We start from the raw sequence: 12,825 nt of genomic DNA on the forward strand, positions 1-12,825 counted from the left end.
GAGACGTAGTGGGCATCGTAGGCCGCATCCCACGCCCCAAAGAAGTGACGAGTGACGAGTGACGAGTGATGAGTGACGAGTGACGAGTGACGAGTGATGAGTGACCTAGTTATACCAATTACCATTGAACATGCCGCATGCCTAATGACATTCAAGCGCATTGAGATGCCATGTCCGGCTATCAGCTATCGGCTATCGGCTATCGGATTTGGTATTACCCGACCGTTTGCGTTCGCCAGGGGCAAAGAGTGCCCTTTTCCCGTTAAGCATGTTGCAGAATCAGGTAATCCAGCTTGACAGTTGTAGTGCCGACTTTAGTCGGCTTCCGGTGGCATCAGCCGACTAAAGTCGGCACTACAGCCAGCACAGAGTGTTAAGTGCGGTTGAAGCATGCCTTATACCATAGATGCAAACAGCACTGCCGTTGCCATTGGTTTATCCGCTCTTACCTTTGTCGCTGCTGATGATATGCTTCTTGCCGCCGCTCGCGCAGAAGGTCTGCATAGTGAAAACCCAAACCTTCATCTCTAGCCGTCCGATGTGGGTGCTCTCTACCCGTATTTAGGCCACACCCTCGTGGCGAACCGGCGTCGGCCTGCGACGCCAGATCCGGGGGTGGCGACGCGAGTCTTATGTTTCGTTCCGCCTCGTAGCGAACCGGCGTCGGCCTGCGACGCCAGATCCGGGGGTGGCGACGCGAGTCTTATGTTTCGTTCCGCCTTGTGGCGAACCGGCGTCGGTCTGCGACGCCAGATCCGGCTTTCAGGTATAGAGTTTTTGGGAAGCTTTGGATGCGGTGTCAAGAGTTTTCTCATGGAACGCGGACAAACGACCTGCGAGGTGTGCCCCGTGCAGCCGCCATGCGTAGTCCCACAGACCCAACGGCGCACACTTGGCAGGTCTGAGGTGGCAACGGCCCATGAGACCTAGCAGGTGCGGCGCGGAAGGTTCTTTGGGTACCACGAGCGGCTGCACGCGCCCCACCTGCCAGGTCAGGTGCATTGCTCTTGATCCATTGGAGTACGTCAAAAACCCCTTACACATCAAGGGGTGCTGCCTTGTCTCAATGGATCGCGTGAGAATGCGGCGGAGCAAAAAAGTCTATACCTGAAAGGGGTTGCGCCCGGCCTTTGCGCCGGGCGAGGATTGAAAGATTCAGAACAGAGGAACAGAGAACGGAGGAACATCCGTTGCGCCCGGCCTTAAAACAGTGGCACCCTGCTCTTCACTCAATACTTAGCTACCGTCGCATCTACATCATCGCTCCAGCGCAGGATGCCGCCGACGAGGTTGCGTACCTTGCGGAAGCCTGCGCCTTTGAGCAGTTCAACGGCGCGTCCGCTGCGCGCCCCACTGCGGCAGTAGACAACCATGTTGTGTGAGCTGTCCAATTCGTTGAGCCGTTCGGCCAGTTGATCAACAGGTATGACCTTATCAGTGCCGGGGATGGTGGCGATCTCGACCTCGGAAGGGTTGCGAACATCCAACAGGTAGGGACGCTGATCTTGCTGGAGTTCGTGGGCTAGTTCGCTGGGGGTGATTTCGTACTGATTGCTCAAGGTAGGTGCCTCTGGAAGTATGCCGCAGAACTGCTGGTAGTCAATCAGTTCGCGGATTGTTGGGTGTTCACCACAGACGGGGCATGCTGGGTTGTGACGTAGTTTCAGTTCGCGGAAGCGCATACCCAAAGCATCGTAGAGCATGAGGCGACCAATCAGGGGTTCGCCGATGCCGGTAAGCAATTTGATTGCCTCGGTGGCTTGGATGGTGCCGATCACGCCGGGGAGGACGCCAAGCACGCCGCCTTCGGCGCACGAGGGCACGAGGCCGGGTGGCGGTGGCTCTGGGTAGAGGCAGCGGTAGCAGGGGCCGCCATCTTTGGGTGAAAAGACGGTCGCTTGCCCCTCGAAGCGGAAGATGCTGCCGTAGACGTTGGGTTTACCCAACAAGACCGAGGCGTCGTTGGTGAGGTAGCGGGTGGGAAAGTTGTCGGTGCCGTCTACAATCACATCGTAGGGGCGCATCAGTTCAAGGGCGTTATCAGAGGTAATTGACGTATCGTAGGTGCTGATTTCGATTAGCGGGTTGAGATCGTGCAAGCGCTGCTTGGCCGATTCAATTTTGGGCTTACCAACTGTGGAGGTGCCGTGAACAATTTGGCGTTGCAGGTTGCTCTCGTCCACCTGGTCAAAGTCTACGAGGCCAATGTGGCCTACCCCAGCGGCGGTCAGATAGAGCGCCAGGGGCGAGCCCAAGCCCCCTGTGCCGATGAGCAGCACACTGCCCTGCTTGAGCTTGCGCTGGCCCCCCATGCCCACTTCGGGCATAATCAGGTGGCGACTGTAGCGCCGAATCTCTTCGTTGGAGAGGGTTGTTTCCATGCTATGCGTTTCCTCCGGCAATGGCTGGAATGATACTGACCGTCTCGCCAGCTTTGAGCGGCGTCGCATCGCCTTGCAGGTAGCGAATATCCTCGTCGCCAACATAGACATTGACGAAGCTGCGTAGTTTTCCGCCTTCGCCAAAGATATGCTGGCCCAGATTGGGGTGCAACTCCACAAGCCCCCGCAGCAACTCGCCAACGGTCGCAGCCTCTAGGCTCACACTCGCCTTACCGTCGGCATACTGGCGCAGGGCGGTCGGAATGGTGATGGTGGTGGACATGAAATAACTCCTTGGTTTAGAAAGTAGAAAGCAGTAGAGAGAAGATAGGCAATAGTACAAAATTACCTTGCTGTTCGTTGGGTGGTGGTGGCGCAGCCACCACCACTCAACGAACAGTAACTACTCAATGACAAGTTCCACCCGGACAAAATGGCTGCCGTCCTCCACAAGGTACCAAGCGGCCAAGTCGCGGGCGGTGGCGTCATAGATACTCTGGATCACAAAGGCAAAGTTGGGGCCAGCAATCGCTTGGGCACCAACGCGGTCACGCTCTGAAGGTTCGGGCGGGTGATCGGGGTGAGAATGGTAGCAGCCAACAAGCTCTAGGCCCTCAGCTTGGGCGGCGCGGTCGGCACGCAGGTAGTCACGCGGATCGAGGTAGAAGCGATCACGGCGCGAAGTGGGGTCGTCATGGTCGGCAAGGCTAACCTGGCCCTGCCAGCGATTCTCGACAGCGACGGCGCGTAGCACCACCGTATCGTTGCCCTTGAGTTGACCCAAGAGCAGCCCGACGCACTCGTCGGGGTAGGTGGCACTAGCGTGGGCCGCAATAGCCGCGGCTGCTTGAGCAGTAAAGGTGAGCATTGTTTGTTATACCATTTCAGATTGTAGATTGTAGATTGTAGATTGCCGAACATGGCGTCCCAATGAGCTTTAGCGTTCTTGATAATGCGGCATGTTCAATGGTAATTGGTATTAGATCCCCGCCCCCGCCGCATAGTCACTCTCTTCCCAGAAGCGCTCGCTGAGGTAGCGATTGGCACTATCGCAGAGAATGGTCACCACGATGCCTTCGGTGAGCGTTTGGGCAACCCGTAGGGCTGCGACGACGTTGGCAGCCGCCGAGATGCCCACGAGTAGCCCTTCGCTCCGGGCGAGGCGGCGGGCCATGGTGAAGGCTGCTTCACTCGTCACTTCAAGGATCGCATCGGGCGCTGCGGGGTCGTAAATGGTGGGTACTAGGCTGGTTGAGGCCATGTGCTTCACGCCTTCAAGGGCGTGGTAAGGGCTATCGGGTTGCACGGCGAGAGCCTGAATCTGGGGGTTATCCTCACGCAGGCGGCGGGCCGTGCCCATAAAGGTGCCACTCGTGCCCAAGGCGGCTACGAAGTGACTAAGTTGCCCGTTGGTTTGGTGCCAAATTTCGGGTGCCGTGGTCTCATAATGGGCTTGGGGATTGGCCGGGTTACTGTACTGATCGGGGTAGAAGTAGCGTTCCGGTTCAGAGGCTACTAGATCGCGTATGGTGTGAATCGCCAAGTCCATCCCCTCACTCGCACTTGTCAGTATCAACTCAGCGCCAAGGGCGCGCAGGGTACGGATGCGTTCCGGGCTGGCATTGGCGGGCAACGCCAGCGTAACCCCATAGCCCATAGCGGCCCCAATGGTCGCGTAGGCGATGCCGGTGTTGCCACTCGTCGCATCGGCCACGCGCATACCGGGGCGTAGGTGCCCACGCTGCTCACCGTCGCGCAGCATCCAGAGGGCGGGTCGATCCTTGACCGAGCCGCCCAAGTTGTACCATTCGGCCTTTGCATAGAGCTTCACCCCTGGTGCCAACGTAGCACCAATCTGGGCCAAGTGCAGCAGGGGGGTATTGCCGATAAGATTGAGGGGGAGAGTCATACCATTGCAGATTGCAGATTGTAGATTGTAGATTGTAGATTGTAGATTGCCGACTTCCTACTTCCTACTTCCTACTTCCTACTTCCTACTTCCTGCTTCCTACTTCCTACTTCCTGCTTCCTACTTCCTGCTTCCTACTTCCTGCTTCCTACTTCCTAACTCCTCGCCCCACGGCGACGATATGACATAATCGCCGCCTTGAGCGTATTGAGGGCCAATGAGGCGCAACGCGGGCGCGAGCGGGCAACTTCAGGGCCGATCAGATCAAAGAGGGTTGCATCGTCCATGAATTCAGCGGTGGCAAGGGGCTGCCCCTGGAGGTGTTCGGCCAGCAGCGAGGCTGCCGCCTGGCTGATAGTGCAGCCGTGGCCCTCGAAGCTCAGAGCGCTGATCTGGTCGCTCGCCGCATCAACCTTGAGGTAGATGGTCAGCGTATCACCACAGGAAGGAATGCCGCCGGGCATCACCACATCAGCAGCGGCAAGCGCACCTTGGTGGCGCGGGTGGTCGTAATGGTCGAGGAGGCGTTCAATAATGGCTTGGCGGTTCATCGATTGTAGATTGTAGATTGTAGATTGTAGACGGCGGGAGGATGCGAGGGAACCAGGTTCCCTCGCGCACCCTACCTACACACTTCGCTCAATCGGCAGGCCAACCCCATTGCCCCACTCGGTCCAACTGCCATCGTAGTTACGCACTTGGGGGTAGCCTAGCAGGTAGGTCAGGACGAACCAGGTGTGGGAGGAGCGTTCACCGATGCGGCAGTAGGAGATGACATCCTTTTCGGGGGTAACGCCCTGGCTGGCGTAGAGTTCGCGCAGTTCAGCGGCGCTCTTGAAGGTACTGTCGTCGCGCACGGCTTGAGCCCAAGGAATACTGACGGCAGTCGGGATGTGACCACCGCGCAGGGTCCCCTCTTGGGGATATTCGGGCATATGGGTGCGCTCGCCGGTGAACTCTTGGGGACTACGTACATCCACGAGGGCTGCGCCAGCACCAAGGCTCATATGGGCAAGGACTTGATCGCGGAAGGCGCGGAGCTTGCTGTCGTCACGCGCAGGGGCATGATAGTCACCACGGGGATAGCTGGGTACCGCACGGGTCAATTCGCGCCCCTCAGCGATCCACTTGGCCCGTCCGCCATTGAGCAGGCGCACATCTTCGTGGCCAAAGAGCTTAAAGACCCAAAAGGCGTAGGTGGCCCACCAGTTGTGCTTGTCGCCATACAAGACGACGGTCGTATCGTTGCTGATGCCGCGACTGGCCATCAGGGCACTAAACCGCTCGGCATCAAGATAGTCGCGCACCACAGGATCATTGAGGTCGTTGATCCAATCCAGCTTCACCGCCCCAAGAATGTGGCCGGTCTCATAGAGCAACAGATCCTCGTTGCTCTCTACCAAGCGCACCTTGGGATCGGACTGGTGGGCAACGATCCAAGCAGTATCAACTAATACCTCAGGGTGAGCATAATCGCTCATGAGAATCTCTTCCTTTCGTCTGGGTTGGGACTTGGTAGTGTAAGGTCGTTAGAGGCTGTGTGAAAAGTCTATGAACTGGCGTTGGAGTGCCGGCTTTAGCCGGCTAAAGCCGGCACTCCAACGCGTGCCCACTAGCTTTACAGAAGGAGTGCCGACTAAAGTCGGCACTCCGTCGGAGGCCAAACGGTAAAGTTCCTCCGAACCAGACCTAACGTATTGTAAACAGAATCGCTTCCAAAGTCAAGTTCTTAATCTGGATACTCAACAAATAACATGTCGTCCTGCACAAGGACGGTGTAGCTGCCAACAGGTTCAAAGGCGGGCAGGCTGCGGGCCGCGCCGGTACGTACATCGAAGTTAGCACCGTGACGGGGGCAGGAAACACAGAGGGTATCGGGGTCGAATTCACCCTCACCGAGCGAGGCATCTGCGTGGGAGCAGGCATCGTCAATGGCGTAGAATGTACCCTCGGCGCAAAAGACGGCGATACGTCGCCCGCCAGCGGCAAAGGTATGGCCCCCACCTTCGGGCACGTTGCTACGCGGGCCAAGTTTGATCGTTGGCATATGTTTGTTCTTTTCGTAGGGGCGGCTTCGCCGCCGCCATAAGATCATTGAGGGTCTGCGAGGGAACCAGGTTCCCTCGCGCTCCCGCTTCGTGAGGGTGTGCGAGGGGACTTGGTTGCCTCGCGCTCCCGCTCCGTGAGGGTGTGCGAGGGGACTTGGTTGCCTCGCGCTCCCGCTCCGTGAGGGTGTGCGAGGGGACTTGGTTCCCTCGCGCTCCCGCTCCGTATAAACTGAATAGACTAGCCGACTGAGCCTTCCATCTCAAGCTGGATGAGACGGTTGAGTTCAACCGCATACTCCATGGGCAGTTCGCGGGTGAAGGGCTCCATGAAGCCAAGCACGATCATCGAGAGGGCGTCGGGCTCCGGCAAGCCCCGGCTCATCAGGTAGAAGAGCTGCTCTTCGCCGATGCGTCCCACGGTGGCTTCGTGGGCCAGGGTGCAGCGATCCTCCTCGATCTCGATGAAGGGAATGGTGTCGGAGGCGGAACGCTCATCGAGGATCAGGGCGTCACAGTTGACGTTGATCTTCGACCCGTAGGCCCCTGAAGCGACCTTGGCCAACCCGCGATAGGTGGTCTTGCCGCCGTCCTTACTCACCGACTTGTTGGTAATGCGGCTGGTGGTCTCAGGGGCGATGTGTACCATCTTGGCCCCGGCGTCCTGGTGCTGGCCTTTGCCCGCATAGGCAACACTGAGCACCTCACCACGGGCCTTGCGCCCCATCAGGTAGACCGAGGGGTACTTCATGGTCAACTTGGAGCCAATATTGCCATCCACCCACTCCATGCTTGCCTCTTCGTGGGCCACGGCGCGCTTGGTGACCAAATTGAAGATATTGTTGGCCCAATTCTGGATGGTGGTATAGCGGAACTTGCCGCCCTTCTTGACCACAATCTCGACGACAGCCGAATGGAGCGAATTGGTCGAGTAGACCGGCGCGGTACAGCCCTCAATGTAGTGAGCCTCGGCCCCTTCCTCAATAATGATCAGGGTGCGCTCAAACTGGCCCATACTCTCGGCATTGATGCGGAAATAGGCTTGCAGCGGGATGTCTACCTTGACCCCTTTGGGCACATAGACAAACGAGCCTCCCGACCAGACTGCGGTGTTGAGCGCGGCATACTTGTTATCGGCGGAGGGAATGATGGTACCGAAATATTCCTTAAAGAACTCAGGATGCTCCTTGAGGGCCGTATCGGTATCGAGGAAGATCACCCCCAGCTTCGACCACTCCTCACGCAGCGAGTGGTAGACCACCTCGGATTCATACTGGGCTCCAACGCCAGCGAGGAACTTCCGTTCGGCTTCAGGGATACCGAGCTTCTCGAAGGTATTCTTAATCTCCTGGGGCACCGCGTCCCAATCGGTCTGCGGGCGCTCGCCGGCACGCACAAAGTAGTGAATCTCATCGTGGTTAAGATCGGCCAACTCAGGGTTTGCCCACATGCCATGCAGCGGCAACGGCTTCTGATTAAAGATCTCCAGGGCGCGCAAGCGTCGCTTCAGCATCCACTCCGGCTCGTCCTTCATCCCCGACAACTCACGTACCACCCGTTCGGTCAAGCCCTTGGGGGCCTTGAAGAGGTAGTTCTCTTCGTTGCGAAAGCCATACTTGCTATAGTCAAATTGGAGATTGGTTGCTTCTGCGACCATGTCGCCTCCTTTGCTGTGATGGGTTTGGCACCAAGTGCCACGTTATATGTTGGGGCTTCGGGGTAGGCTGCGCCTGCCCTAAAGAACTTTTTTTCGTTCGTGTTGGCGGCGTAGCCGCCAACACGAACGAAAAAAATAGGTTTGGGGCGCAGCCCCAACAGCGGGTTGTAGGGCGGCAGCCCTACACATAACACACCTACAAATCCTCATCATGGATGTTACCAACCCCATACAATCCCGCTTTGAGCGCTTTGAGCGAAAGCAGGGCACAGCGCAGGCGGGTGGGGTTTTTATCCAAGGGGATCCCGATGAGTTCTAGGAGTTCATCTTTCTGGTACTCTTTCGCGGCGTTTACACTCAGCCCTTTGATTTCGTCGGTGAGCAGCGAGGCCGAGGCTTGGCTAATGGCGCAGCCCTGGCCACTGAAGCGGACATCTATGATCACGTCATCTTCGATGATCAGATCGATGCGTACTTTGTCGCCGCAGAGTGGGTTGTACTCTTCGTGCGAGATGGTAGCTTCGCTGAGGGTGCCGAAGTTGTGGGGACGGCGGGCGTGTTCGATGATCTGTTGTTGGTAGAGATCGTCCATGGTTAGGAGTTAGGAGGTAGGAAGTAGGAAGTAGCATGCTATTTCCTACTTCCTACACTCTCTTTTCTACATAAAGAGCTTACGCGCCTTGTCGAGCCCGGCGGCGAGACGGTCAATCTCTTCGGGTAGGTTGTAGATATAGAAGCTGGCGCGGGTGGTGGCGGGGACGTTGAGGTGGCGGTGGAGTGGTTGGGTACAGTGGTGACCGGCGCGTACAGCGACGCCGACGCCATCGAGGATACTGGCGACATCATGGGGGTGGACGTGTTCTAGGGTGAAGCTGAGCGAACCACCGCGCTCGGTGGCGCTGTCTGGGCCATAGAGTTGCAACCCTTCGACCGCACCAAGCCGCTCGAGGGCATAACTCGTCAATTCAAGCTCATGCTGGAAGATCGCCTCCATGCCTATCGAGTCGAGAAAATCAATCGCCTCACCAAGGGCAATCGCCTCACCAATCGCGGGCGTCCCGGCCTCAAAGCGGGCCGGAATATCGGCGTAGCTACTCTGCTCCAGTTCAACCACCTTGATCATCGAGCCACCGCCGAGGAAGGGGGGCATGGCTTCGAGCAGGCTTCGTCGCCCCCAGAGCACACCGATACCAGTGGGCCCACACATCTTATGGCCACTAAAGGCCAAAAAGTCGCAGCCAAGGTTCTTCACATCCACCGGCATATGGGGCACGCTCTGCGCCCCGTCCACCACCACGACCGCCCCAACCGCGTGGGCTCGTGCGGCTATCTGAGCTACCGGGTTGATCGTGCCCAACACATTGGACTGATGCGCGACCGCGACAAGCTTGGTGCGTTCATCAAGCTTCTGGTCAAGTTGCTCAAGGGCCAACCGACCTGCACCATCCAGTCCGATATAATCCAAGACCGCCCCGCTGCGTTGGGCGAGCATCTGCCAAGGCACAATATTGGAGTGGTGTTCCATCAGCGTAAGCAGGATGCGATCACCGGGCTTCAGGTTTGCGCCGCCCCAACTCTGGGCCACCAAGTTCAGCGCCTCGGTGGTATTACGGGTAAAGACAACCTCACGCGGACTAGCCGCACCAATGAAGCGCGCCACCTTCCCACGCGCCCGCTCAAACGCAAAGGTCGCCTCCTCACTCAACTTGTAGACCCCACGGTGGACATTGGCATTGTAGCGGCGATAGTAATCTTCCAGACAGTCAATCACATGGCGCGGCTTCTGCGAAGAGGCCGCACTGTCGAGGAAGGCTAGGCGATGTCCATTTACCTCCTGTTGCAGGATGGGAAATTCGCGCCGGAGGGCCAAGACATCAAATTGGGTAAGTTGGCTCATGGTTTTCTTTGCTCTGCGCGTGCGTAGGCTACCCTAAATTTTGGACTCGATGGTTGCTTCCAACTCTTCGCGCAGGCTCTCTACTGGGATGCTATCGAGGGCCGGGCTGAAGAAGCCCATCACAATCATGCGTTTCGCCTCGGTTTTGCTAATGCCACGCGCCTGCATGTAGAAGAGTTGCTCTTCGTCTACGTCGCCACTGGTGGAGGCGTGACCGCCCTTGAGGACGCTGTTGGTGTCAATTTTGAGGCCAGGGATGGAATCGTTGCGCGCTTGGGGGCTGAGGTGTAGGGCGTGTTCCTCAAGGCGCGTGCTGGTGGCTGCCGACTCGTGTTCAATCTTGATCATGCCGTCAAAGACGCTATAGCCATTGCCATTGACCACCGTCTTGAACTGCATGAAACTCTCGGCGCGATGGCCCACATGGCGCAACCAGGGCCCGGTCAAGAGCAGTTGATCACTCCCGGCAAAGGTCGCCCCGTACCAATTCACCTGCGAACCATTGCCCTTCAGGGTCGTTTCGGCTTCAATGTGTTGCACCTTCGCCCCAAGGCCAATGCTGGTCCACTCAAGGTTCGCATCCTGCTCCAAGACCGCCTTCTGGCCTGCGATATGGTAGACACCGTTGCCCCAGCGTTGGGCACTGATGAAGCGCACGCTACTGCCGGGCCCAGCAAAGATTTCGCTGATCGGTGCGGCAAGGCTGGGAACACTCTGATCCGGCGAGCTAAACTCTTCGATCAGCGTAAGGCTACTATGCGCTTCAGCGATGACCAATGTACGCGGCAAGGTGGTATGGCCAATCGGGGGCAAGTGGTAGCGCACGCGGATAGGCATTTCGGCAGCGACATCCTTAGGGACAAAGATGAACGCCCCATCCTGCCAGAGTGCAGCGCGTAGCGCACTGAACTTGTGTTCCAGGGGCGCAACTGCCGTATCGAGATAGCGTTGGATCAGCGCCTCGTGGCTCGTGAGGGCAGCACGCAGAGGCTTGGCCACCACCCCCAGGCGCTCTAAGCTCGCATCCAACTCAATCGTCACCAACGTATCGCTGCTGGGCGCAAGGGCCGTGGGATCAATCCCACTCAGATCGGTACGGCGCCACTCCGGCGGCCCCGCCTGAGCAAAGTGGGCCCAAGCCTCACGGCGGCGCTCAACCAGCCAGTGCGGCTCACCGGCAACCTTAGCCCGCTCGCCAATAATGTCGGCGGTAAGTTCTTTGAGCGTGAGTAGTGTCATATGGTTTGGGATATTCTATTAAGGGAAGATTTCAGAAATGCGCTTTGAGGATGCGTGAGGCGAAGAGGCGAGGATTTCGCGTCCTCGCGTCCTCACGTCCCCACAAACTGTAACGTAGCTACGAACCAGGTCTAAGAAGTTGTCTGAAAAGCTAGTGGTCACGGGTTGGAGTGCCGGCTTCAGCCGGCTGAAGCCGGCACTCCAACGCTAGTTGATAGACTTTTCAGACAGCCTCTAAGCCGTCAGTTCTTCACGCAGCCAATCGTAGCCCTTCTCCTCAAGTTCGAGGGCGAGTTCGGGGCCAGCGTCGCGCACGATGCGTCCGTCCATCATCACGGAGACAAAGTGGGGCTTGATGTAGTTGAGCAAACGCTGGTAGTGCGTAATCACCAAGACGCCCATGTCGGGATGGGCGAGGCGATTGACCCCCTCAGCCACAATGCGGAGCGCATCAATATCAAGGCCCGAGTCGGTCTCGTCCATCACCGCCATCGTCGGGCGCAGCATCGTCATCTGCAGAATCTCAAGGCGCTTCTTTTCGCCGCCCGAAAAGCCCTCATTGAGGTAGCGCCGCGCAAAGCCTTCGTCCATTTCGAGCGCCTGCATACCCTCACGCAACTGCTTACGGAATTGCGCCATAGGAATAGCGGTCTCTTTGGGGTCTTTGCCCTCTTCGGAGCGATGGGCATTGAGCGCGGCGCGCAGGAAGTTGGCCACACTAACGCCAGGCACCGCAACGGGATACTGGAAAGCAAGGAAGAGGCCGAGCTTACTGCGCTCATCGGGATCAAGTTCAAGGATATTCTGCCCCTTGTACCAGATTTCGCCAGAAGCGACTTCATAGCCAGGGTGGCCAGCAATGACACTTGCGAGGGTACTCTTGCCACTGCCATTCGGCCCCATGATGGCGTGAATCGTGCCGCCACGGATCGTCAGGTTGACCCCACGCAGGATCTCTTTCTCTTCGATGTTGGCGTGGAGAGCTTTGATCACCAAATCGTTACTCATATGCTCCTCGGTTATGTGCGACCAAGTCGAACTACGATGTCTTCAGCGGAATGGTTTCGCTCTGCACAACAAAGCGACAGGTATGGCCACCTTCGCGGATGCTGCTCTCAAGGGCCAGTTTTTCACCGAGTACAAACTCGATCATCTGGCGTTCCATCGAACAGACTTCAGGGTAGTCTTGAGCTACGTCGTAGAAGGGGCAGGCAAAGAGGCTAATGCCATCGCCTGCGGCGGCGATTTCGGCGGGAACACCGCGCTGTTCGAGCAAGCGGCGCAACTCAGCGAGGCGCTCGGTAACGCCATGACCCGCCATGCGGTCACTGTACTCGTGGGCCAAGCGGCGGCTAACGCGCTCGAGCAGTTGTTCGAGCTTATCGGGGCCTTCGAGCGCGATCAGTTCGCGGATCAGCCCAGTAATCAGGCGATCATACTGTTGGGGAAAGCGGCCACGGGCCTCATCGCTCAGCGCATAGACCAGACGCGGGCGTCCAGGCCCATAGCGCTCGGTGCGGGCCACAACCAACCCCTCAGCCTGCAGGTGGACAATATGCTCACGGGCTGCGGTTGTACTAACACCCAGCATCGCAGCCAACTCCTTGACCGTAGCCTCACCTTGGCGCTGCAGGTGCTGCAAAATTTGCCCCGGCGCACTGGTTGTTGCGTAGCCGATAACTATCATAGTAGCCACC

The 12,825-nt window shown here is 57.9% G+C and carries 13 protein-coding genes; all 13 read right to left on the reverse strand.

Annotated elements, in window-relative coordinates; translation table 11 throughout:
- Window positions 1-1,229: 1,229 nt before the first annotated feature.
- The 13 genes from moeB to CJ255_RS12045 all read right to left on the reverse strand — a co-directional run bounded on the left by moeB (window position 1,230) and on the right by CJ255_RS12045 (window position 12,815).
- Window positions 1,230-2,381: a molybdopterin-synthase adenylyltransferase MoeB gene (gene moeB / locus CJ255_RS11985; protein ID WP_097644339.1), complete on the reverse strand. Its 1,152-nt coding sequence runs from the start codon at window positions 2,379-2,381 to the stop codon at window positions 1,230-1,232.
- A 1-nt stretch (window position 2,382) separates the two neighbouring features.
- Window positions 2,383-2,664 (reverse strand): MoaD/ThiS family protein, encoded by a 282-nt coding sequence (locus tag CJ255_RS11990; protein WP_097644340.1) that lies wholly within the window; start codon window positions 2,662-2,664, stop codon window positions 2,383-2,385.
- Between the two features lie 120 nt (window positions 2,665-2,784).
- Complete coding sequence (locus CJ255_RS11995) at window positions 2,785-3,249, reverse strand: M67 family metallopeptidase (RefSeq protein WP_097644341.1); 465 nt, start codon at window positions 3,247-3,249, stop codon at window positions 2,785-2,787.
- A gap of 111 nt (window positions 3,250-3,360) precedes the next feature.
- Entirely contained in the window at window positions 3,361-4,290 is a 930-nt protein-coding gene (locus CJ255_RS12000; RefSeq protein WP_097644342.1) for a PLP-dependent cysteine synthase family protein, read from the reverse strand.
- A gap of 155 nt (window positions 4,291-4,445) precedes the next feature.
- The gene (locus tag CJ255_RS12005) at window positions 4,446-4,841 is read right to left on the reverse strand and encodes an iron-sulfur cluster assembly scaffold protein (RefSeq protein WP_097644343.1); all 396 of its coding nucleotides are present in this window, start codon (window positions 4,839-4,841) and stop codon (window positions 4,446-4,448) included.
- A gap of 75 nt (window positions 4,842-4,916) precedes the next feature.
- On the reverse strand, window positions 4,917-5,771 hold the full coding sequence (locus CJ255_RS12010; protein ID WP_097644344.1) for a sulfurtransferase: 855 nt from the start codon (window positions 5,769-5,771) through the stop codon (window positions 4,917-4,919).
- A gap of 248 nt (window positions 5,772-6,019) precedes the next feature.
- Complete coding sequence (locus CJ255_RS12015) at window positions 6,020-6,337, reverse strand: non-heme iron oxygenase ferredoxin subunit (protein WP_097644345.1); 318 nt, start codon at window positions 6,335-6,337, stop codon at window positions 6,020-6,022.
- Between the two features lie 239 nt (window positions 6,338-6,576).
- Window positions 6,577-7,992: a Fe-S cluster assembly protein SufB gene (gene sufB / locus CJ255_RS12020; protein WP_097644346.1), complete on the reverse strand. Its 1,416-nt coding sequence runs from the start codon at window positions 7,990-7,992 to the stop codon at window positions 6,577-6,579.
- A gap of 196 nt (window positions 7,993-8,188) precedes the next feature.
- Window positions 8,189-8,584 carry a Fe-S cluster assembly sulfur transfer protein SufU gene (gene sufU / locus CJ255_RS12025; RefSeq protein ID WP_097644347.1) on the reverse strand — a complete coding sequence of 132 codons (396 nt, stop codon included), beginning with the start codon at window positions 8,582-8,584 and terminating at the stop codon, window positions 8,189-8,191.
- A gap of 66 nt (window positions 8,585-8,650) precedes the next feature.
- Window positions 8,651-9,889 carry a cysteine desulfurase gene (locus CJ255_RS12030; protein ID WP_097644348.1) on the reverse strand — a complete coding sequence of 413 codons (1,239 nt, stop codon included), beginning with the start codon at window positions 9,887-9,889 and terminating at the stop codon, window positions 8,651-8,653.
- 33 nt (window positions 9,890-9,922) lie between these two features.
- A complete protein-coding gene (locus CJ255_RS12035; protein WP_097644349.1) occupies window positions 9,923-11,128 on the reverse strand; it encodes a SufB/SufD family protein in 1,206 nt (401 codons plus the stop codon).
- Between the two features lie 234 nt (window positions 11,129-11,362).
- Entirely contained in the window at window positions 11,363-12,136 is a 774-nt protein-coding gene (sufC, locus tag CJ255_RS12040) for a Fe-S cluster assembly ATPase SufC (RefSeq protein WP_097644350.1), read from the reverse strand.
- A 31-nt stretch (window positions 12,137-12,167) separates the two neighbouring features.
- Window positions 12,168-12,815, reverse strand: a complete 648-nt coding sequence (locus CJ255_RS12045) for a helix-turn-helix transcriptional regulator (protein ID WP_097644351.1) — start codon at window positions 12,813-12,815, stop codon at window positions 12,168-12,170.
- Between the last annotated feature and the right edge of the window lie 10 nt (window positions 12,816-12,825).

Origin of the sequence: Candidatus Viridilinea mediisalina (genome assembly GCF_002532535.1) — a bacterium.
GTDB classification, from domain to species: domain Bacteria; phylum Chloroflexota; class Chloroflexia; order Chloroflexales; family Chloroflexaceae; genus Viridilinea; species Viridilinea mediisalina.